This window comes from Alkalibacterium sp. 20 (assembly GCF_001885615.1).
Lineage (GTDB): Bacteria > Bacillota > Bacilli > Lactobacillales > Carnobacteriaceae_A > Alkalibacterium.
The window spans coordinates 20687-44124 of sequence record NZ_LSRN01000001.1 but is presented as its reverse complement, the minus strand read 5'-3'; the positions used below and the strand labels follow the sequence as shown (position 1 = coordinate 44124).

Below are 23438 nucleotides of genomic sequence, written 5' to 3'. Positions count from 1 at the left end.
TCTTCGATGAGTTTGACATTTCGAGTATAGAATGACAGACTCAGAAAATAATCTTCAGTGAGTTCGTCATTTAGACATTTAAATGACGAACTCGCTTGTTTTATTACTCTAAGTTTGTGGAGCTTTTATCATTAATTAATATTAAGATGGAAGATCTACCATGACTAAAAATTTATCTCAACTCAATTCTTTACAAAAATGAATTAAAGACATGATCAGTTGTATTCGAGTGAAAAACAATGGGAGCACCTTGATTAAGTATTTTAAATGATAAATTGACAGAAGCATAAAAGTCGGTCCGATTAAATAGGAACAATTACAATTTAAACCTAATTAAATTGATTGAACAATAGAGTGCGGGTGACCAGCATATTATCGAATCAAAAGAGTTGAATGATAGATTCAACTTCAGATATGAATTATAGCAAAAGAATAGATGGAATCGATTTGAATATTTTAATGAAAATTCTAAATAATAATTTCAGATGATATTATAGAAAATTTTGAAAATCTAGTATCAATAAAATTTGCAACTTATTTAGATATGATCAGGACGATTCTAAGGAGATTCGATGGATAAGCATACGATGGTCAAACTGAAATCGTGTTGTGATGGTCGTATAAAAATGACTTTGATGAATTAGGATAGCTGACTGATGAGATAACGGGGAATTATTTATCAAAGCTATAAAAAATTTAGCATCAATAAGTAAGAGATCAGCAGAAATATAAAAATCGTGATAGAGAATAAATAAACTGGAACAGTTTAAAATTAAGCATAAATCAATTTGAATTGAATTCAATTCAAGGCTTAAACAAGAGTGAGTCGAATTCAATCTGAATCGACAATAAGAGACCTTATGATTATATAATCTACTTGGTATAATATATATTATGTAAACCAAAATAATGATTTTTACTTAACCGTCTCTTTCAATGTTCGATTACCTTTTTTACTGATTTATGGTTCTTTTTAGCAATCTTTTTTATTTATTTATCATTTTTAGTAATCATTTCACATTTTTTAGTTCTTACCTAGCGTTACAGTTGGGTTTTATCAATGATCGTTTGGTTGAATATGATGATATCTTTCAAATTAAACAGAAAGCAATTGTCACCTTTGTTGAATCGTTTCAGATAAGCTCTCGACTAACTGTGTTTTAAACTATATAGTGCTGTAATCCGCTCGTTTAACGTTATATTTTAAATGTAACCATAATTAATCTTTTTATAGATTCAATAAAATTTTATTGTTAAAATATTTTAAATTTGTTCTATTTATTGAATTTTTTGCTATTAAATAAACTGAGATCTTTTGATTATTCTAAAGATCTCAGTTTTGATTTAATTGATTAAATGTACAAATCAGTACATTTAAAATCCCATATCTACAGTTTCATAAACTTTATTGATGTTTTCTTGTGTGATCCCGATGTAACGTAATGTGACGGCTTGGGAAGAATGTTGGAAAATCGTTTGCAGCAAGCTAATGTCAATACCTTGTTTATAGGACCAGTATCCGAATGTCTTCCTGAGTGAATGTGCACTTAATGGTCTGAGTCCGATCATGTCTCCGGCGTGAGAGATGATCCGATGGGCTTGCATTCGTTGGATAGGCCGTTTGGGATTTTTTTTGGAATAAAAAATATAATCCTCAGGTTTCAACCCTTCAGTTTTAACGTACAGTTTAATGGATTGACGAAGTTTCGGATGCAGGAATAATATTTTCTTTTTCTTTGTTTTCTTTTCTTGCACCCAAATGAATTCTTGTTTATGTAGATCTTTGACTTTGAAAGAAAGAATATCACTGATCCGTAATCCCGTACGTAATCCAAATTCCAATAGGAGTCGTTTTTTCGATGCCAGCGGATAGACTTCCATCAATTTTTTTATTTGCTTTTTTTGTTGCATGGGATATGTAAAATTCATGTAGATTTACTCCTTTGATATATTTTTGCGATCTGTTTGTTTGTGAATGGTTGAACTTACCTTGCTAATAGCAAGGTCTCCTCTGAATTGATCACTTTTGTCCGTTGAAATCGCTTACTAGCCTTAAAAATCAATTTTCGTGTCTTTAGTGTACCATTTTAACCGTTGATACAGCAATGTTTTATAGGATACACAATTGTAATTGTGTATCCTTAAAGTGTTGAAAACAATTGCGTTATTTCTCGTTGATTCTAAGACGATTTCAAGTATCTTGATGAGTAATCATCCATGAAATCGTCTTTAATCGTTTCAAATTTTTAAATAAGAAAAACCAACGAAAAAAGACCTCAAAATAGAGGTCTTATTGAAAAGCTCTTATATATTTATTCTTTCTAGCTTTCTGAATCTAATTTTTTCAGGAGACTACCTTACCACGGACAGGATGATACCTCTTCTCACCTTCCCCCCTTCTCCTCTCGTATTCAAGATAAGAATCGAGATTGCATGTGTCGAATTCAAGCGTTTATTGGATATTCCAGATTTTTATACTTTTGTTTTCAGTACCGAAAGTTAATGCCATAAATTACATTTCCATAATGTTTGGGGCTTGCATAGAATGAAATATTGACAATTAATCCTTCTTTTTCTTTGATTTGTTCAAACACTTTTTTTTACTTCATCATCATTTTCATGATTACATACGATGGCAATGGCTTTTCCAACATTACGGGTTCCGCCGGTCACGAGTGCTATTTTTCCTTGAAGTGGTTTCATATTTTATCTCCCCTGTTAACTGTTAGATCAGTACCATACGAATAAAGATTTATTATGAATTTATCCCCTAACTCCCCTTCTCTTCCCTCATCACTAAATTGATCTAGACAAATAAAAGTAATGTTGGGCTGTTTTCGTGTAATTTATTCATATGTCAGGTTATAATAGAGGGGAATTAGAGATAAGGAGGTCGATTATCATGTTAAAAGAACCCCTCTTACATATCATTCCAATTGAAGAACTGATGGAATCATCCATTGCGAGCTTTCAGAAGGAGAAAACATTTTCTTCTGACAAGTTTAAAAAAATTCCGTTATGGAAAAAGCTGTTGCATGAAAGGCAATTAAAGAAGCAACTCAGTAACCTGCTCGATGAATTGGAACCTTACGTACCTGAAATAAGAGATCACATTGAGTCGCGGTCTGAAACGTCTTTTCCTGCACAGAAAGAAGTTAAGACTCTTCTAGTTGAGTTTCTGCAGGAGATGGACAAAAGAAAACTGTTATTTGACCAACCGTTCCTGAACTACTTTATCAGCCAAGGCTACATGGATGTCGCTGAGGAGTTTCTGTTCCGAGCAAGAAAAGAAGATACCGGGTTGACTGATCAAGAAATTTTCCAAGCTCTGCGTAACGTATGGATCATGAACAGTCTTCAATTATATTGGGATATCCCTCTGCAGCTGACGACTCCCATGTATGCCTACAGCATGTTATACCCATACACGGATAATCTCCTGGACGACCCTGATATCAATGATCGGACAAAACATGAATTTAATCACAGACTGGCAAAAGTCTTGTCCGGTGAAACAGTCGTTTCCAACCAGATTACTGAAAAAAGAATCTTTTCATTGGTCGAACAAATCAAATCCCATTATCCCGAAGTCACCCATCCGGAAGTATCCGAAAGTATTCAACTGATTCATAAAGCTCAGGTCGAGAGTTTGCTACAGGGAAAAACAGAACAGCTTACTGAGGAAGAGATTTTAACCATCAGTTTCTTTAAAGGAGGCACTTCGGTCTTGGCGGATGCCTATTTAATTAAAGGCAACTTGACTGAAAAAGAGATGGATTTTGCTTTCCAGTACGGGGCGATTCTTCAACTGTTAGATGACCTGCAGGATAAAAAAGAAGATGAAGCCAGTCATAATCAGACGCTCTTCAGTATAAAAAACACGCAAGAATCCAATGACAAAGAAATAAGGCGGCTCATCTCTTATATTTTTTCTGTGAACATAGAAAATGCGTCTGATAATCAAAACACCACGCTCATGAAAGAAGTCATCAGCCAGTGTACCCTCCTGATGGTTATGCAAGCAGTCGGAGATAGTCCTGAAATAGTCTCACGTTCTCTATACAAAGAGCTGGAATCCTATTCAAAAGTCAGACTCACTTTTTATAATGAGTTGCAAAACAAGATGAAAGTATTTTTGGAACAGTGAAGATGTAGTATTTAAAACGAGGAAGCTGACTGGGCCACCCCCCTAGAGCTAGACTTGATAAATCTAACTTTAGAGGGGCGGTAAATTGTCATCCCTCTCCTTCTCTTCCCAAAGAATAGGGGAAGGAATTACTAAATTAAATCTTCAAAAGGATAGAAAATTACATAAATTATACCCAAGATTACTTTCTTATACATTGGTACGTGGGCTTTTTTTGCTGTACCGTGTACAAGATGATCTCCATTTTTTTTATATGGGACACTATCCTGTGCAATTTCTTTGATACTTTTCTCCAATTCTGTCGCTAGTTCAGGACTATCTATGATAACCAGGTTTTCTGTGCTTAGGAATGAACTGCGCGGATCAAAGTTGAACGAACCGATCAAACTCAGGCGGCTGTCAATTGAATAGGCTTTGGCATGAATATATCCTTCACCTTGAAAATGATAGAATTGAGAAGTATGGTTACTTAGGTATTTTATATATTTTTGGTGTCCGGAAATACCAAAGAAATTTGTAGAAGTTGCCAGTGAATTGGTAACAAAAAATATTTTTGCTTTGGTACCCGCTAGAGAGAGATACTGCTGCATTTCTTTGCTCGGCACAACGTAAGGACTTTGAAAAATAATGGTTTCTCTGGCTTCTTTGAATAATTCGCCAAGCGTGGTAAGAATATACGGATCTTTTTTCCATCGCTGGATTGCATTAGTCACTAAACTGACTTTTCTTGTCGGAAACATATGCTGATTCCAGTCAATGGTTGTGCTTGCGCCGTATTGGTTCTTCTCTTCAACCTCTTTAAGGATTGAAAGTAATGAATGATGGGTTTCTTTAGCCAGATTTTCATATTTCTTTAAAACGTAACTGGGTCTCACTGTGGTAAATGGATGAAACCATAATGAGTCATAATAATCTGTGTATTGTTTCAAAACACTTTCCGAAAATCGTTCACGGTCGCTATTCATAATGACTACGTCACGGTCGTGATCTGCTTTATCGTGATCCTCTACGAAGAAGGAATCCTCCAAATTGACACCACCCGTTAAAACGGAGTAATCATCTGCGATAAGGAATTTATCATGCATGCGATTTTGCCATGTCCAGGGACGTAGCCAATCAAATTCTTCGTAAAAGGCGAGACTTATATTGGGATGAGCCATGAGTGCCCAGTACTTTCCATTATTTATACCAACCAAATTATGTCCTTTACCGTCAAACAGCACATTTACATTTACTCCTCTATCTGCCGCTTCCAGCATTTTGCCGTAGAACAAATCACTGACAGTGCCGTCTTCAATCGAAAAATTGGCGAATTTAATTGTTTTTTTTGCGGATTGGATTAAATTTAAATGCAAAGTGAGTAGGATATCTTGACTGTCAAAAAATGCTGCCTTATCCGGGCCGTCATTTTCATCTTCACCATAAAAAGAAGAGCAAGATTGTATATCTAATTCCTCTTTATTTTTGGGTTTATTGAAATGAAGTAAAACAATCGCTGAGATAAAAGCGTACCCAAGATAAATGCCAGATCCGATAAGTCCACCTTTTACTAGCTTTCCAAACATAATCCTCTTCCCCCTCAGGTCTTAAAAATCCGTTTAGCCGTACTTAATTATACCATTTATTATTTAATGGTAATAAAATAGTGCTTTTTAAATACTGGTTAAAATAAAGCACACTGCGACTCACCTTGATTATCCCGATATGGAGCGGGGGTCCTATTCTAAGATAAGACTCAAAACGTAGAGAACGCTACTTGAAAAGTTTAAAGAATTTCTAAGTTAATTATAATAAATCGGGAGGTGACTATCAATGTGTTTAATTACCATCAGTTTTAAACAGCACCCCTCTTACCCTCTCATCATCGTACAGAACCGCGATGAATCCTACATTCGCGAGAGTCAGCCTATTCATATCTGGGGAGACTTCCCAGATATAATAGCTGGTCGCGATACGCTTCACGGGGGTACATGGGCGGGAATAACAAAATCCGGACGAGTCGCTTCATTGACCAATCGTCCATTTGAAGAGTTTTCAGCTGGAGAGGATTCATTATCACGCGGTAAATTGGTTAAAGATTTTTTAGCAGGTCATGATTCTCCAGAAGCCTTTCTTCACTATATGAGAGTAAACCGGTTCAATTATGACAGTTACCAGTTGGTATTCGGAACAGTTGATGATCTGCATGTCTACTCAAATGCTACTGATCAACACCGTGTTCTTCAACCGGGATTACATTCTTTAAGCAATACGAATGATGATTTAAGCTCTCATAAGGTAATCAGGTCTTTGGATTTGGTTGGAGAGTATTTAAAAAGTCACCCAGAGCCAATCCTGGATGACCTTTTAACGCTATACAATGATAAAAAACAAGCCGACAGATTAAAACGTATTCCTGAGTATTTATCCATGGATTTAGCACTTAAACACTCGTCTATCTTTGTTGAAGGCGACAAATTCGGTACAGTCAACACGACCGCTTTATCCGTTCACAAAGATAAAACAGTCAAGATGAAAGAATATCGCTATGATCGAAACGCACTTATCGAAACGACTGAGAAAAAGTTCCTCCTGAAGTAAAAAATCTTAACGGTCTGATCGTTCTTTTGGAGCGGTCAGATCTTGTATTGTAGCATATCCTGGGCCATCGTAAGGGACTCCTTTAACCTGGAGGATAACGCTAATTCAGCGATGGTTATCGCCTTCGTCGATAAGCGTTCGATAACATGCCCTTTCATTTGCGGCCAGACGTAGCCCATAGCTGATTGGTAACCCAGCTATGACAGCGTTCCTACAGCAGTGGATGAAGGTCATGCGACATTTTGATCTTTTGCATACGAGTTTTCATGGTTTGACGGGCGTCCTCGGTTGTTTGTACAGGTAATACCAGCCTCTATCGCTTATTCAGTGGCAGTGAATGCAGAGCAACTAATGCTTTTCTCAGACTGTTCAGATAGGTTTCAGGAATCAAAGACCCACGCTTGCTCCCGGTATCCTTTGCGAAAATAACCTAAAAATCTAGAACCATGGATTCAATATTCATCGAGCTTTCCAGTAAAAAAAAGCCATGATTCATCGCTGCTTGTTTTATCTCTTCTATCAAGTTGTTCATATTGAATTATTTCCTACACTTATACTACACTGGTAGTCTTTTCGTGAATAATACAAGACACTCGCAGTTTTTATTTTTTGCGTTCATTGAAATTTTTACCTCTTTTGGTATTACTATCATATTTTTGAGAGACATATAGAACGATGACAGTCCATATGAGGAATATAGCAGCAACCGGATTAGGAGGGATAGTTAGCCCCAGTAACTCGAGAACAGCCAGCAAGAGGAACAAGCCACCACTGATGTAACCATAAAACCCGAGGAATTTCCCAAGACCTTCTGTATCGACTTTTTCTTTTTTCTCTTTAGACCGCGTATTGTATCCTGCAATTAACATGTTCCATTTAAGTACGTGAACAGTATAACCGATGGTCAATAAAACTACGCCCATGATTAGGTATGTCAACATGTTTATGACCTTCTTTCTTATTATAAAAACCTGATTTTAATTGTTAAAGATCAAATATGATCCTTAATAATGATTTTATTATAGCTACTCGACGCATCTATTATATTAGATTGATAACTATGCAGGCTTTTTTTCGAAATATCGTACTTATATTTCTGTTTTGAAATCTTCTCTAAGCAGTGAATACATATAAACATCAATGAATTTCCCGAAGTTGTATTCATAATGCCGCAATAAGCCTTCTTTTCTAAAACCTTGCTTTTCCATTAATTTTTGGCATAAGAGATTTGTAGGGTCAACTATACCCTCAATTCTCTCTAGATTTAAATTCGTGTAGCCGTGCTGAATAACAGCTTCAACTGCTTCACTTGCAATTCCTTGCTTCCAATAGTCTTTGTGTAATTCAAACCCTATTTCTGCACGATGATGTTCACGACTCATATTTAGAAAACCACAGCTACCTATGACAACAGAACTTTCTCTTTTAGTGATTACCCACCTGATACCTGTTCCTTTTTCAATAATCGAATTGTACCAATTGATTTCTTCATTTAGAACGTCACTTGGTGAGTTATATGGCTCTAGTCCCATATGTGTGACAACGTCTTTATCTGATAAGTATGCATACATAGCAGTAGCATCTTCGGGTGTAACTTCTCTCAATGTCAATCTATCTGTTTCTAAGATTGGAAAGTTAGGCATGGAAATCCTCCATCTATAATGACTGACTGGTAATTATTTCATATTAAACGTTATCCTCTTCGGAAAAATACATCTGCGGGCGCCATTTTCCATCCGACGCGTTCTTTAAGAAATCATAAGTAGTAAAGGCACTTTCATTTTCTCCAAAATAATCTGGGCCTTTCGTTTTGCTGATAGCACCTAATTCGTACAATATCCACGTCAGATATTTTTTGGTCCATTTTTCATCTTTGACTTGATAGAGACGTGCTAATGCGAGTGCATCTTTATCTTCGAATATGTCGTCCAATGATTTCCCTTTTTCTTTTTCAGCTTTAATAAAGCTGCTCAATACACCAAAAAACAAATCTTGTTGTTCCGTGGTCGTTGGTCCGCTGGTTGTCGTTATTTTGAATACGGCAAGCAATTCAATAATCGCTTTGTGGTCTGGCAGATCGTAACGCTTCAGCCAACAATCACTGTTTTCCCTTACTTCCTCCATCGAATAGACGAAGGTTTTAAATTTGTTTAAATTTGATTCATAAACGACACCGATTTCATTAAGATCTGGATCGAAAAAAAGATATTCTCTTGCCCATGACTTTTCATTTAAAAAATTATTCAAGTCTGACATTTATTCATATTCCTTTCAATTCTTATTTGATAGTAGTGACAGATTTAGATAGCTCTTTAACTCCAAAATTTGTTTCTCAGCATCTTTCACACCTAAATCGTACATTACCTGCAATTTAGCAGGGTCACGCTCTAGTCGCTTGATTGGGATTGTTTCAGAAGGTCTAATGACGAACGTGTTTCCTGACTGTTCGTCCTCAATAATTTTCTCGATGGTGTTATTATAATTTTTATACCTATTCTTTAGTGTATTTTTAAAGGCCGGGTAGTTTTTATACCAGCGGTCGATCATAAAATTATTTGGTTTAGTCTTTCTATAATCAAGAGGTTGCGTTAAAATAACGATATTTTTGTCATATCCTAAGGTTCTGGCTTTTTTAATAGGGATACTGTCACTCGCACCACCATCTAAATAGTTTGACCCTTTATGAATGACGGGTTGGGAAACAAAAGGCATTGAACCTGAGGCTCTGAGTGCTTCCATCTGTTTTAATGGTTCCGTAATCAAAACATATTCCGGCTTTCCTGTTTCCATATTGGTGACCGTCACATAAAAATCAATACCTGACTGTTTAAATGTTTTTTCATCAAAGATATCCAGAGAAAACGGGATCGTGTAAAAAGCAAAGTCTTTATTGACGATGTCGCCTGTTTTCAGGAAACTTCTCAAACTGATATAACGTTTGTCTCTTATGTACATTTTATTATACCTGAGAGCACGTCCTTTTTGCTTGGAGGCAAAATTGATGCCAAATAAAGCGCCAGCCGATACAGTTACCATTCCATCTATTTGAATCTCTTCATCTATTAATGTATCCAGTACTCCTGCAGTATAAAGACCCCTCATTCCGCCGCCTTCTAATACCATTCCTACAGACATATGCTCTCCTTTCTCGATTGTAATTACTTATTTTTTTTAAATATCGTTGTGTTAAATAACTTCACTACTTAACTATACCATTTTTACCCATTGCAAATAAAGAACCTATGTCGAAAAATCAACATAGGTTCTAAATTAATTATTCTAGATTGCTTATAGCGTAATCAGCTTCTTCTTTCGTAAATTTTTCGCCATAATCTGACATTAATTGGTCCTTTATTCCTTCAGGCGACATATCCATACTTTCTTGGTAAGTTTCTGCTTTTTTCAAGGCATTTTCTTTATAGTCTGTTACTAGATTTTCTATAGCGTAATTCGCTTCTTCTTCTGTGAACTGCTCGCCATATTCAGATATTAATTGATCAAATATCCCTTTTTTAGACATGTGCATGGTGTCACTGTATGTCTCGGCCTTTGCTAGAGCATTTTCATTAAAATCAGCATCTATATTATCGATTGCATATTGAGCTGCTTCTTCTGAGAACTGATCTCCGTATTCTGAAGTTAATTGATTATATAACCCTTGTTTTGACATATTAAGTAAACTTGAATAGGAATCAGCTTTATTTAAAGCTGATTGAAATTCAGTAGGAACATCTTCTTCAGTTTCTTCTGCTACATCTTCTGTTTCTTCACTTTCATCTTCTTCAGGTTCCTCTTCCACAACTTCTTCACGTTCTTCTTCAACTTCATCGATTGCCTCGACCTCTTGGACCAGTTCAGCATCAGCTGTATCTACTTCTGCTTCGTCGTCATCACCCATCGAGTTTAGGGCATTAAAAACAAAGATTACTACAAGGGCAATAAACCACCATTTTTTGTAAAAAGGTTTCACACTTTTTACTTTCACCTCATTACCATCCGCATCATAATATTTTTTCTTTGACAAAATAATTCCTCCTAGGCCTTATTTTTTATTTGTATATATATTAACATTTTTAAATGCATAAAACCACAACTTTGTAATCGATTTCACGAAATAACGCCTATTATCTTTAGTCTGATTTTTTTAAATAAAAAAAGCCTACACATGAGGCACTTAAGAAACTAAGTGATCATGTATAGGACTTTGAAAGTGCTTGTCATCTTTGTTTAACTTATGCATTTCTTGGTACCGCGTGCTGTGTCGGTGCGACAAGTCTTCTTTCAGATTGAAGTATTCTGCCCGTGATTTGATGTGCCCGCTGATTTTCTCCATTTTTTTCATAATAGGTATACTTGTCTTTGAACCACAACAAGTTGCTGTGAAACCAGAGCGCCCTTGTTAACTATAAAAATGGGTATTTATTCAGTTAACGAAAAGTAAATCCCATCGCCGCCAGATAGGTCGACCAGTACAAGCAAGCTGGGGTCATCAATAGGCATGTATTTTGCAATGCGTCCATTGTTTTGTTCACCGGGGAACAAGTCTACAAACCCTTATTTGTTACCGTCCAGTGACGCAGATTCATCCTGTTGGACTATGACTCCGCTTGAATCAATCACGGAAAACAATGGAAAAACAGTATAGGGAACATCTTCATCCCCTTTTAAGAGTGTACCTTCAATCGTGATGATGGCCTATTCCATGCCTTCCGGTGCGGGCTCAATAAACTCGTTCTCTGCTTGTAAGACCGTAAAGGCTTCGTCGCCGCGAACCACATCGGTAATTTTCATTGTATAAAGGGCCTCGTATTTGGTGTCGTCGTCACCAAAATAGTTTATAATAAATAGCCATGCGAATAAAGTATCCATTTTGCATCTCTTTTTTTATAGGATCAAAAAAGCACTTAACGGGGAACCTTTTTGTTAATAATTAATACCAAGTGCAATCCTCCGCATCAAGAAGTGTAGAAATGACCCATAACATTCTCTCCTCTTTTCTTTTTTCTATTCGTAGATATATTAACATCAATATGTAATAAAACCAAAGCTTTGTAATCGATTTCACAAGATAACGCCTGTTCTCTGTTGTCTGATTTTAAAAAATAAAAAAAGCCCTAGACATAATGCACTTATGAAACTAAGTGATCATGTATAGGGCTGTTAGTGCTAGTCTAAAATAATAACTTTAAATTCGTTTTCTTCAGTGGCTTCGCCTTCGATGACTTGGCCTTCTTCGACAAACGGTAAAGCGTCATTTAATGTGATATCTGCTTTGTAGATGCTGCCGTCGATCATGAAGTAGTAAATGGTATTGCCGGAAACAACGGCTTGGGAGATGTTTTCAACCTCACCACTGATTTGTTTCAAGATTTCTTCGTCCACTTCTTCGATTTCAGCTTCATCCTCAGCCTCAGTCATATCAGCATCTGATGTGCTTTGACCGTTTAATTGCGCGATCAAACCATCGACAGTTTCGCTAGTGATGACTTTCTGGTAATCTTGTGCGTCGACCAGTGCATAGGAACGAACGAGTCCGGAATCATCTTTTAGGGATGAAATGTAATACGGACGTTCATTCAAACTGATTAAGAGTGGGAACGTTGATTCAAAACGCATCTGTTGCAATGAACCCTCTGCTGATTGCATTGCTGAGAATTCGTCTGCGGATGTCACTGGATAAAACTCGGCTGCTTTCGTACGCATGTTCACGAGATAGAACCCAATATTTGAGGAATCTCTATTTATAGATGTGACACCAGTATAAAGATAAATATCATCATTCATCGGAATATAGTTGTAACCGTCTGTAGTTTTAGTGACACCGCGTTTTCCAAACATGGCGTTAAAGAATCCGCCATTGTATTGTCCTTTATAATTTAATTGTTGTAGGATCAGATCGGATGAATACACGCGGTCGACCCATGTCGGCATACTATCTAAATTATATTCTTCTGATTCACCTGTGACTGCGTCCAAGACAATCAGACCAGTGGGTTCAAGCTGTTTGAACCAGAAAACATTTTCATAAGTCGTTGCTATATAATATGGGTGTCCTTCGTCATCGACTTCAAAATCTGGATCTTCAAAAATCCTGGTCGGATACTTGAAGCGTAAATGACGTTTGACATTACGATTTAGTAATTCTGAATCAGAGTATTTAATGTTCTCTTCAAGGTCTTCCACTTCTACTGCACCTGTAACCATGTCTACTTTCAAGTAGTTTGGAATACCTTCGCTGCGGTTGTTTAACCAGCGCATGAAACTGGCGTATTGAAGCGGTGTGACACGGTAAGGTTCGTTATCGATATTGATCTGCGTATAGGTCTCTGCCGGAACGAATTGAGAGACGAGTTCACTGATTGAACCGATACGACGGTCACCTAAACGTTGAGCCGTGTCTCTATCCATCATTGGGATCGATGATTCGTCCATGGCTGGGAAGTCTTCCTGAAAGCTTTTTTCTTCGACTTCGATCAAGTCAGCATAATCAGTGGCACGGAACAATACGCCATTAACTAAGTTACCCAGTGCGATAACTATGACCAGCAGTATGGGAATGATCAAAGCACCGTATTTCACTTTTTTATTATAGAAATATTGGCCGTCTATCGTTATTTCGACACTGATGACTGCAATCGTCAGCATTAAAATCAGGAATCTAAACTCCTGAGAGTGAATATTGAGCGCCGGTGTGTATATGTAAAATACAACTAACGAGATTATAAATAATGTGAGATATAAGAATAGTCGTTTCTTTATTGTTTTCATGGTATCTTCCTTTTCTGTATCATTTAGCTTCTTAATTCTAATGATTTATTTAGTGATAACTTAGTCGTTTGATGAAAAACAATTGAGCGTGAGGACCAATTGTATGATGTAAATATAAAGAGGAATGATAGCTGCATAGATAAGAAGGTTGACCAGCATTAACGGTGTCAGTGACTGCCATTCAACCACTAGGCGTCCAAGTATCCCTAATACATGCAACAAACTGACGTATTTCAGTGCTTTGAAGGGTTTTCTTTGGTATAGCCCATACATGATCACTCCGATAAAGAGATAAACCATGGCATACAAACCGATTATTGACAGATCAATGAAATCTAACGGCACGAGCAGCATGCCTATTAGGCCGATATAAATAAACGTAGCGACTTTAAATTGCTGCGTATATGTATCGATGGCTTTATATAAGCGATTTAATCCTGTTGTATCTTTGAAGAATAACACAATACCACTCGCAATCAGTGCGAAATAAAAGAGTGTCAAACGTTCCTCCCCTCCTCATATTATACGTTTAAAGGTGATTTATTCTGGATAATCTTTTCTCTACTCAATTCATTATATGGGTTAGTGAAGTAAACTTCAATGCATGGTTACATTTATATCAACAATGTGTCATTCTGGAAGGTTGAGAATCTAGTCAATCTTAAACTAGTTAAAGTAAACGAACATAAAAGAGGTTCCAGCTTCAAAATATCAAAACCAGAACCTTTTTAAATCATCCTATTCAGTTTGTTTTTCTTTGAAATTTCAAAGTAAGATAATATGATGCGTAAATGATTTTCTATCTGCTTTAATCATCAAGTAATTTTTCAATCTTTTCGACCTTAGTATTTATCATATTATCGTGTCCAGGACGGATATCGGCTTTCAGCACGATTTCGGTACGAATGCCTTTATCAGTTAAAACTTTAACTGACTCTTTTACCACTTTCATGACCTCGTCCCACGGTCCTTCGATTTCTGTAAACATTGAATTTGTTTTGTTTGGTAATCCTGAATCTCTGATGACTTTTATCACTTCAGCAACTTGTGAAGAGACATTATCATCTCTTCCTAAAGGTACGATTGAGACAGCAATTAGTGTATTCATTAAAAATCCTCCTTTCTTTTATAGTGTAGTTTATACTTGTTTATCATGACAACTGTGTTAAAGATTCAATACTCTATTCTTTTTCACGGTAACTTCATTTTTAGTATACCTTTTCTCTTTTCACCATTACAATTTATAACTATTAACAAGATGTTTTTTTAAGGCTTAGAAGGAAATCGACCCGGTGTTTATTCACTATCCAATAATATGAAAAAGAACAAACCATTAGGCACTATGCCAAATGGTTTGTTCCTGAATTACTTAACTGAACTGATTAATAAAGATCGTAAATTTTGTCGAACAAGTCTTTTTCATTCTCAATTTGTGCTTTGTTACCGATGACGACCACTGAGCCTGCGTCAATGACTTTGGTGAAACCGTCGTGTAAGGCAGACAGTTTGTCTGAATCGGTTGCCAGAATTTCTTCTTTCAACTGAATGATGTCTTCTTTGGTAATGTTGCGTTTGAGTCGGTTGAATGCTGTGAGTCCTTTGCTCTCTGCCGATTTTGGCTGCTCAAGCGGGCTGAGTGACCCGATGATGTATTTCAAGAGTTCAGATTCAGAAAGCGTCAGCTCTTTAACGTACGTCGGCATGTTTTTGTACACGGCCAGCGTTTTACCGATATTTGGATCACGGTAGGAACCTAATGCTAGACTGCCGGTACGGTTGTGCTGGTATAGCGAACCGTATGCGCCACCTTTCACGCGGATTTCATTCCACAGGTAATCGAAGCGGAAAGCCGTCGATAAGACCAAGGACATTCCAGTATAGTCCAGTGTCCCTGTGGCGTCACTACCAAGTCCAACATAGTTTACATCCTGCGCTGTGACGTATGCTTCATTTTGTTTAGTCCCAGCTTTGTAAGTGACTGCTTCACCTAGAGGTTCGCTTTGTAAGGAAGCAAAGGCCGAAATCAAGACGTCTTTGACCTTGTCTTTACGATCAGCCCCACCTGTATAAAGAACATGTAAGCGACGCTTATTCAAGAGTTTGGTCAACAATTGAGTCAATTTGTCATTCAGTTCGATTGAGTCAGATTTCAACTCGTCACGCACCACTTTCAAATAATTGAACTGATCGATACCATTGATCGATTCACTGATTTTCACTGCCGGCTTCACTTGGCTCAAGGCGCGGTTAGCGACGATAGCGTGTGAACTGAAATTGATTTTCTGCTCGAAATTAGAAAGAAGACGCTGCGTGATTTTCAGCAGTTCCGCTTTTTTGTCAAACTGTGTATGCAGCATGATTTCCTTCATCAAGCCAACCAAGTCCTCTAGTGAGGCAGCCAAGGCTTTACCACTTAGTTTGAAGTAAGGTTTGACGTTTCCTTCTTTGTCTTCGTAAACAGCCACACTGCCATAAATACCGCCTGTGTGTGTGTCCATTTCCGTCTGTAAGTCCGCTTCGTCATACTTCTCTGTGGCCAGTTTGCCGAGCAAGTGACTGAAATACCCTAGGAGCGAATACTCGTCTGCTTTGAAATCTTTAATGTCGAAGTACAAGTTGATGTAATCGATGCCTGAAGTGAACTGTTCCGTGTGATAGAAAGAAGTGTCTTCGTTAAATACGCTCTCTTCGATCGGATAGTCCTGTTCCTCCGTGGTCAAATCTTCACGTTTTAAAGTTGGGATCTTAGCCAGGTCTTCTGGGCTATCGGGAGTTCCCTGACGTTCGATCAATGCCTGCGTTTCTTTGATGATCTCTGTTCGTTCCTCATCTGAAATGTTGCCTTTATATTCTTGGAGTTTTTTAAGCGTTTCTGTTTCTAATTTATCGCTTTTTCCCGGTTCCGCTTTTAGGATCACTTGCGTAAATACGTCGTTATTTAAAAATTTGCGTTTGATAAGGTCTTCGAAGTATCCTTCGTCCACTTTTTTAGCCAGTTCTTCCAAGTAATGGTTAAACTGTAAATTAACAAACGGATCTTTTCCGTACAACCAGGTATTCAGTGTTTGAATGGCATAAATGACCCCACGCGGATTGTCTTCTGAGATCGCCGCTTCACGGGTCTGGAAAGTGATTTTGTTCAAGGCTGCCTGAATCAGGTCTTTTTTGATGCCTTTTTCCACTAATTCAGTCAGGGTATCTTCTACCACCTGTTTGAATTGCGGCATTTTATCGGCACTTGAATACTTGGCCATGATTAAGAAGGCCGTTGGATAACCGATATCGGATACGTCACTATCGATGTCTCCACCAATGTCAGCGTCAAGTAATGCTTTTTTAAGTGGCGACTGATTGTTTCCGAAAAGTATTTCGTCCAGCACTTCCAAGCCAAAGATGTCTAACGTCTCATCGGGGAGCGCACCGTGCCAGCCAAGCGCCAGGTAATCTTTACCCGTTGGATCGTCACCGACTGTAATCGAATACGTATCCGTATATACGGACTCTTTAGGTTGTGACGGTTCGATGGATAAGTCTACGGTCTCTTCCTGTTTACCCATGCCTGTAAAGTACTCTTCAAGTGAATCAAAGAGTTTGGTGATGTTTAAATCCCCGTAAACGATTGTCAGCGAATTACTGGGGTGGTAATACATTTGGTGGAAAGTGATAAATTCTTCCTGCGTTAATGTTGGAATGGCTTTAGGATCCCCACCGGAGTTGTGGCTGTATACAGTGTTTGGATAAAGCTGAGCCGCGACGTGATCATATAACTGACGCTCAGGTGAAGCCGCAGCGCCTTTCATCTCATTGTAGACGACGCCTTTATAGATCAAATCGTCGGCCTCATTTTCAAGGTGATAGTGCCAGCCTTCCTGTGCCAATATTTGCGGATCTTGATACAGTTTCGGTTGAAAGACAGCGTCCAGATAGACGCCCATCAAGTGACCGAAATCTTTTTCATTAGTGGATGCGACCGGGTAAATGGTTTTATCCGAAAACGTCATCGCGTTGACAAAGGTATTGAGTGACCCTTTGATCAATTCCACGAACGGTTCTTTTGACGGGTATTTCTTAGAACCGTTCAAGACAGAATGCTCTAAAATATGTGCGATACCATTGTCGTTATAAGGCGGTGTTTTAAAACCTATTGTAAATGATTTATTGGTGTCATCGTTGGCTAAGTATAAAACCTGTGCACCTGTTTCTTCGTGTTCGTATAAATGACCTTCTGAATGGATATCCGGAAGATTCTGCGTTTCGATTTTTTTAAAGACCATACGTATCTCCTTTAATTCTCATTATTTTTCCATATGAAACCATTGTACATGATTGAAACCCTTTTTGACTAGAGGAAGAGATTGAAAGGGTTCGATCTCTTCCAATTTAAATAATTGAATGAATTTTTTTTTTAGCGGTAATCAGTATAAGTGGGGATAAGCAAATGCAGTCACTTGTTTCAATGCTGTGCATACTCGCGAATTCGCGAGTATGTCCGTTATTTATTTGTGGTTCGGAAATTAGAAATAATGTATACTGCGCTACTTACCGAACGAATCGTCAGCAATAAAAAACTACCCGAGAAAAAATTTTTATACTGTTTCTCGGGTAGTCATTAATCATATCGTTTATTTCGATCCTGCTAGCATCAAACCGATTTTGACGATTCTTGGCATATCAATCGTTTGATCGCCGATCAGGCTGACTGAGAGTCAATTTTCATACTATATTATTGCGGGAATGACCACTTAGCGGTTGATAATTTTAAAGTTGGAGGTCATCTATGAAGCAAAATGACCAACTTAGAAGCTTTCTTTAAGTGGATCTGCACTTTTTAAGCTAAAACAACTAAATTCTATTAATTGAATACTTATTTTTTGAACGTCACACCGCTTGCTTTCAGTTCCTTGATCGTTACGGGTCCGATTCCTTTAAGTTTAAGAACCTCTTTTTCACTTAACTCAGCGAAGTCTTCATAGGTGGTTAAATCGTTGTTATAAAAGATTCCTGCTCGTTCGTAGCTTAAACTACGTAAAGGATTTGAAGCGTCTTTCCGCATTGCAAAAAAGATGTCCTCTCCATTACTTTCAAAAGGATCAATATAACCAGAAAAAGGCTGATGACTAAATGTTGCTTTTCGTTCATTAGGCAGAAGTTTAAGTGTTTCACGTTTCAACCATTTAAAGAGATACTCGTTTTCAATAATAACATAGAGGATATCCTGCAAAGTGATAAGCAAACTTTGGTAGGAATAAGGTTGATAGGATTCTGTTAGATTTAGTTCATCATCATAAAAATCTTCGATCGGCCACATGTTTTCTAAAAAAAGTTTTTCTACATCAGCATTAACGGCAATCAATTTCTCCAGTAAGTTCTTGGCTAAATCCGTGTGGTCTGTTAATACAGCCATGATAATAATCAAGATCAGCAACTGATCGTCTTCGTCGGCTCCTTCGACTTTTGAATAAAAACGCCAGGCCTGTTTCCAGTCAAATTTATGCAAATAAAGTGACATGATTTTATAACGTGTGCCTAAAGCATCCGATTCATCTATCTTGTATAACTCCAGGAGATGATCAAGTGCGTGATCAAGCATACCGGCTTCCATATAAAGAAAACCGAGTTTGGCCTTGATTCTCAAGTAAGGACGTTCTTCTAGGTGAAGGTAGCCGCCTCTTTCGGTATTCTTATGCCAGTCTTTATGCGCCCGTTTTTCCAGAAATTTATACTGTTCGATAATCTCACTCATGTCTGCTGCCGGCGAATAATCGATCAGCATGCTGTGAGCGTCCCAGTTTTCCGGCCAGATTCCGATGGCTTCCTCGATCAATTGCTTCATGCGTTTCAGAGAGTTGACCGATTGCGCCTCTTCTAGTTTATCCATTGAACGTGTTTCTTTCGTTTCTGACTGAACAAAGTTTTTTCCACCCTTGATTTCTTCGTTATACATTCTGGTGAAAAAACCGACGGCTTCCACGGGTGAATCGAATTCATCGCCGTGTTCATTAAGGAATTTCTGCACCATTCTTTGAAATTTTTCCATATCTTTTGCCATCTTTTCAGCTCCTCGTATTTAAAGTTTCAGTTAATAATTAAGGTCTGTGATTTATAAAAACTCGTCCCTCTCATCAATTTAAATGAGCATCAAAACGAGCAAGGCATAACACGCAAACGTGATCAGGACACTGAGCATCGTTCCGATCACGAAGTACTCTGAAAAGTAAGGGTCTTCGGTGATGAGTTTGTAACGCGCAAAAGCCTTGATGGATAATATAGCGACGACGGATAACAGACTGCCAAAGAAAAACGACAGCAAAATGAGCAGGCGTTCCAGATTGCCGATCATGGCACCAGCCCCTTTAAAGCCAGAATCCTGTTCGGAATGCGCGGCTATCGTTGTGGCTATTTTTGGATCATATTTGGAACTGATCGCCCGAATAATTAAATTGGTCGGCTTCATCAGCAGCAGCAAGACGAGTGATAACCGAATCAGGACGGCATACGATGTCTGCACAACGAATGCACTTAGCGGTAAGTCAGAACCCTGAACGACAGCCAATGCTTCCAGAGCCAGCTGCAGGATGACCAAGGTGATCCCACTCAATACAAGATAGGTGCTTGCCTGTTTCAAGAACTCACTCCCTTGATAACGTGAGAGGTGCTGACTGCTGTTTAAGGCGAACAGACTGCCGAGTAGCAGTATAAAAAACACAAAAACCATGCCGATTAAAATAAGTGGATGAAAAGCCATATCAACTAAGGCATTCAGTATCAGGATCCACAGTAAATAGATCATCTGATGCACGACAAACTCAACAATAGACCGATTCTTGTTATAAAACAGGTGAAGCGAATGTTCTGCATTTAGATTGCTGTTTAAAAAGAAAGTGATGCCCCGTTTGAGCTTGTTTTCATAAAAGATGTACCCGACCATTAAACCGAATACCATCACCAGCCAATTCATCAAAAAGTCACTAGTGAAGTCGTTCAGTCCGATTATGACGAATGTGGTAAACACTACGCCCCATAGATAGTGAAAGGGTTGAACAATTGCCTTCCGGTCACTCGCTTCATTACTTTGCGTCGGCTGGAAATAGAAATACCCGATGAGATGGGCAACAAGACTTTCAATAATCATATCAGACTCTCCCCTCTTCTATTTTGTCGGCCAAAAGTTGGCGGGACTGGATGTACTGCTTGATTTGAGTAGAGATGATGCGTTTACTGATGGTCTGTGGACTGAATACCTTGCCAAGACCTTCCTGTAAGGCATCTGTGACCCGCTGGTTATTCACGTCTTCATAAGCGCTGGCCTTCAACACATGATACACCGTTTCTTTTTGCGTGGAAGTCCACTGATTGCGAATCGTGTTCTGAAGACGGATGATACTGTTATAAAAAAGATCATCTGACTGATTCAGTTTTATCTTTTCGTTGAGCAGGCCGTAATCGTCGTCTTCATGCACCGATTCAATGGCTTCTCTAGCAAACCAGTAAGCGGGTCCGTCCGTACCGATGCTCACTTCTTTATTCTTGATTGGAGTGGTCAACTCCCCTACACCAATGCCCCACCGCAAAGATATCTCTTCGCCAAGGTGCTGGTGAGTCTTGAGCTGGAGTTCCAGTGTGATCAAATCGATAAGTAAAAAGGCTGTTTTCAGATCTTTAACGATTCCCTGGAATTCATCGCCCAAGGTAATGGTCAGGTGTGATTCAAGCTGCTCTGAAAACCGCTTATTCATGACTTCCAATATATCTGACAGGATCTGTTGCGTCTGTGCGCGTTCTTTCATTTTTTTAGAAGCAATAATATCTGCAATCAAAGCTACTTTTGATTCGGTTACCATTTCATTCCACTCCTCTCAATCTGTGCATTCTAAATATAAACCAAAAAGAGTTGATTATCAAGTTTCAACCATTTAAAGACGAATAACTGAATTAAGCTATATATAGTTGAAAAAAGACACTGTAGATTGATTCTACAGTGTCTTTAGCTTATTTTTCATAAGGAACGGTTTCAAGCTCGATGGTGGATGCATTCTGAGTGAGTTTAGCCACCGGACAACGTTTATCGGCTGACTGCACGATATCGTTGGCACGGTTTAGATCCAACCCTTCAATTGCCGCAAAGATGTATATCTGAAAGTAGTAACCCACACCATTGTCTTCACGCTGCAGTTGAACTTTAGCAGTTACTTTGCTTTTATTGTCCATACCGCGCGCTTTAAGTAATGCCTGTATAGTGGCATTCAAACAGGTCGTGAGAGATAGTCCAAATAATTCTTCCGGATTGGTCCCCGGCTTATCGCTCGTCGGGCTCGATACAGTGACGGAAAGGCGATTATCGCCTTCCACGTATGCTGTACCTTCCACACCATCGTTGTTATGAACGGTTGCTTCAAATAAATACTTTTCCACGAGTCACCCTCGTTTCTTAGGTTTTAGCTTGAGAGACGTCAATACCATCGATTCTTTCAAGTTCAGGAAGTAATGCTTTTAAAATACGTCCGCCGTAAACAAAGACGTCCATCATTGGGCTTACGTCTTCGCCGGTGATACCTAAGTGACGCATGACGATTTCGCCGTCTCCTGAAATAACGAAACGGTAGTAGCCTGAACGCATAGCGTTGATTTCATTTAATTCGGAAGTGATTTGTGGCATTTTATTACGATCAGTTACCTGACCAATTTTATTGTAAGTAATTTGGTAGTTCACACGTGGTTGTTCTGAATCATGAAGAATGACACCACATGCGACAGCTTTCTCTTTGTTCACACGTAAAGCTGTTTGGAAAACGATTTGTTTTTGTGTAACGGTTTCACCATCTTTTTTATGGATAGGTGTGTCCAGCTCTTTAGTTTTAAATTGAATCTTTCTGTCTTGTGCTAAGTGACTAAATTTATCTGTGATTACGCTCATAATATAAATCCCCCAATAAGTATAGTATCGTGTCTGTGTTTCACACAAAAATAATTATATCATAAAACGCTTACTAAATATAGACTTCTGAAAGGATTCTCTTTCATTTTATTTGTCATAGAGAATTGGATGTGGTGATAAGTATTGTTTGTTTAAACTGTAAGCATGATTTTTTTGAAATTTGGTAAGCGAAGAGCTCTCTTCGCCACCTATTGTTGTTACTAACATACTATAATAATAACTCAAACGCTGGTAGCCATTTGAGTTCCCGCTATATCGTCTTATAATAGCAACTCAAGTGCTGATAACGATTCGACTAGCCACTATATCCTCGATATAAGGGCAACTCAAAATATGATTTTCAGTGAGCCCGCACAGAACTAAGAGATTTTCAAGAAGGATGACTGAGAGATCACTCTCAGTCGTCTATAGTATCACTTCTGAAATTTTTGCATAAAAAAAACCATATTCTAATAAAAGAATACGGTTTTTCAATATTATGACTATTTGATTTTACGGATACGCTCTGGAATACGAGCAGCTTTACCACGTAAGTTACGTAAGTAGTACAATTTAGCACGACGTACACGTCCTTGACGAGTAACTTCAATTTTTGCAACACGAGGTGAATGTACTGGGAAAGTACGTTCAACACCAACGCCGTAAGAAATTTTACGAACAGTGTACATTTCGCTGATTCCTTCTCCACGACGGCTGATTACCACGCCTTCAAAAAGCTGAATACGTTCACGTTCACCCTCAACGATACGTGCATGCACTGTAACGTTGTCTCCTGGACGGAAGTCCGGTAAGTCAGTACGCAATTGTTCTTTTGTGATTTCATCGATTAATTTGTTCATTTTTACATCTCCTCTCGCGCAACACTCATAAAGAGCAAGTCCCAGCGGAATATTGCGAAAATAAAGTGGTTGTCCACTCAATTATTAACTTTACCATACAACAATATGGGTGTAAAGGTATTTTACTTGTTTTCTTTAAAAACCCCTTTATTTCTGTCACCTGTTTCGG

Annotated in this window: 20 protein-coding genes; 2 read left to right on the top strand and 18 right to left on the bottom strand. The window is 38.2% G+C overall.

Annotated elements, in window-relative coordinates:
* Positions 1-1374: 1374 nt before the first annotated feature.
* Positions 1375-1929: a tyrosine-type recombinase/integrase gene (locus tag AX762_RS00190; protein WP_071847183.1), complete on the bottom strand. Its 555-nt coding sequence runs from the start codon at positions 1927-1929 to the stop codon at positions 1375-1377.
* 973 nt (positions 1930-2902) lie between these two features.
* Between AX762_RS00190 and AX762_RS00185 the strand changes: the two genes are divergently transcribed.
* Positions 2903-4147 carry a hypothetical protein gene (locus AX762_RS00185; protein WP_071847182.1) on the top strand — a complete coding sequence of 415 codons (1245 nt, stop codon included), beginning with the start codon at positions 2903-2905 and terminating at the stop codon, positions 4145-4147.
* Between the two features lie 131 nt (positions 4148-4278).
* Here AX762_RS00185 and AX762_RS00180 read toward each other — a convergent pair whose 3' ends face one another.
* Positions 4279-5712: a phosphatidylserine/phosphatidylglycerophosphate/cardiolipin synthase family protein gene (locus AX762_RS00180; RefSeq protein ID WP_071847181.1), complete on the bottom strand. Its 1434-nt coding sequence runs from the start codon at positions 5710-5712 to the stop codon at positions 4279-4281.
* A gap of 247 nt (positions 5713-5959) precedes the next feature.
* Between AX762_RS00180 and AX762_RS00175 the strand changes: the two genes are divergently transcribed.
* Complete coding sequence (locus AX762_RS00175) at positions 5960-6727, top strand: NRDE family protein (RefSeq protein WP_071847180.1); 768 nt, start codon at positions 5960-5962, stop codon at positions 6725-6727.
* 602 nt (positions 6728-7329) lie between these two features.
* Here AX762_RS00175 and AX762_RS00170 read toward each other — a convergent pair.
* From AX762_RS00170 to rplS, 16 genes are all read right to left on the bottom strand, one after another.
* Complete coding sequence (locus AX762_RS00170) at positions 7330-7668, bottom strand: DUF3784 domain-containing protein (RefSeq protein WP_071847179.1); 339 nt, start codon at positions 7666-7668, stop codon at positions 7330-7332.
* Between the two features lie 147 nt (positions 7669-7815).
* A complete protein-coding gene (locus AX762_RS00165; protein WP_071847178.1) occupies positions 7816-8370 on the bottom strand; it encodes a GNAT family N-acetyltransferase in 555 nt (184 codons plus the stop codon).
* Positions 8371-8413: 43 nt separating this feature from the next.
* Positions 8414-8983 (bottom strand): hypothetical protein, encoded by a 570-nt coding sequence (locus tag AX762_RS00160; protein ID WP_071847177.1) that lies wholly within the window; start codon positions 8981-8983, stop codon positions 8414-8416.
* 15 nt (positions 8984-8998) lie between these two features.
* On the bottom strand, positions 8999-9862 hold the full coding sequence (locus tag AX762_RS00155; protein ID WP_071847176.1) for a patatin family protein: 864 nt from the start codon (positions 9860-9862) through the stop codon (positions 8999-9001).
* 139 nt (positions 9863-10001) lie between these two features.
* Positions 10002-10751 (bottom strand): Ltp family lipoprotein, encoded by a 750-nt coding sequence (locus AX762_RS00150; protein ID WP_071847175.1) that lies wholly within the window; start codon positions 10749-10751, stop codon positions 10002-10004.
* A gap of 671 nt (positions 10752-11422) precedes the next feature.
* Entirely contained in the window at positions 11423-11596 is a 174-nt protein-coding gene (locus AX762_RS12680) for a hypothetical protein (RefSeq protein WP_177244003.1), read from the bottom strand.
* A 297-nt stretch (positions 11597-11893) separates the two neighbouring features.
* Positions 11894-13495 carry a hypothetical protein gene (locus AX762_RS00145; RefSeq protein WP_083432713.1) on the bottom strand — a complete coding sequence of 534 codons (1602 nt, stop codon included), beginning with the start codon at positions 13493-13495 and terminating at the stop codon, positions 11894-11896.
* Positions 13496-13555: 60 nt separating this feature from the next.
* Positions 13556-13996 carry a hypothetical protein gene (locus AX762_RS00140; RefSeq protein ID WP_071847174.1) on the bottom strand — a complete coding sequence of 147 codons (441 nt, stop codon included), beginning with the start codon at positions 13994-13996 and terminating at the stop codon, positions 13556-13558.
* Positions 13997-14303: 307 nt separating this feature from the next.
* Positions 14304-14603, bottom strand: a complete 300-nt coding sequence (locus AX762_RS00135) for an MTH1187 family thiamine-binding protein (RefSeq protein WP_071847173.1) — start codon at positions 14601-14603, stop codon at positions 14304-14306.
* Positions 14604-14877: 274 nt separating this feature from the next.
* Positions 14878-17769: an insulinase family protein gene (locus tag AX762_RS00130; protein WP_071847172.1), complete on the bottom strand. Its 2892-nt coding sequence runs from the start codon at positions 17767-17769 to the stop codon at positions 14878-14880.
* 590 nt (positions 17770-18359) lie between these two features.
* Positions 18360-19544, bottom strand: a complete 1185-nt coding sequence (locus AX762_RS00125; RefSeq protein ID WP_071847171.1) for a hypothetical protein — start codon at positions 19542-19544, stop codon at positions 18360-18362.
* Positions 19545-19622: 78 nt separating this feature from the next.
* Complete coding sequence (locus AX762_RS00120) at positions 19623-20627, bottom strand: hypothetical protein (protein WP_071847170.1); 1005 nt, start codon at positions 20625-20627, stop codon at positions 19623-19625.
* A gap of 1 nt (position 20628) precedes the next feature.
* Positions 20629-21336, bottom strand: a complete 708-nt coding sequence (locus tag AX762_RS00115; RefSeq protein ID WP_071847169.1) for a SatD family protein — start codon at positions 21334-21336, stop codon at positions 20629-20631.
* A 148-nt stretch (positions 21337-21484) separates the two neighbouring features.
* The gene (locus tag AX762_RS00110) at positions 21485-21907 is read right to left on the bottom strand and encodes an OsmC family protein (protein WP_071847168.1); all 423 of its coding nucleotides are present in this window, start codon (positions 21905-21907) and stop codon (positions 21485-21487) included.
* 16 nt (positions 21908-21923) lie between these two features.
* Positions 21924-22409 carry a hypothetical protein gene (locus tag AX762_RS00105; protein ID WP_071847167.1) on the bottom strand — a complete coding sequence of 162 codons (486 nt, stop codon included), beginning with the start codon at positions 22407-22409 and terminating at the stop codon, positions 21924-21926.
* 503 nt (positions 22410-22912) lie between these two features.
* Entirely contained in the window at positions 22913-23269 is a 357-nt protein-coding gene (rplS, locus tag AX762_RS00100) for a 50S ribosomal protein L19 (RefSeq protein ID WP_071847166.1), read from the bottom strand.
* Positions 23270-23438 lie beyond the last annotated feature (169 nt).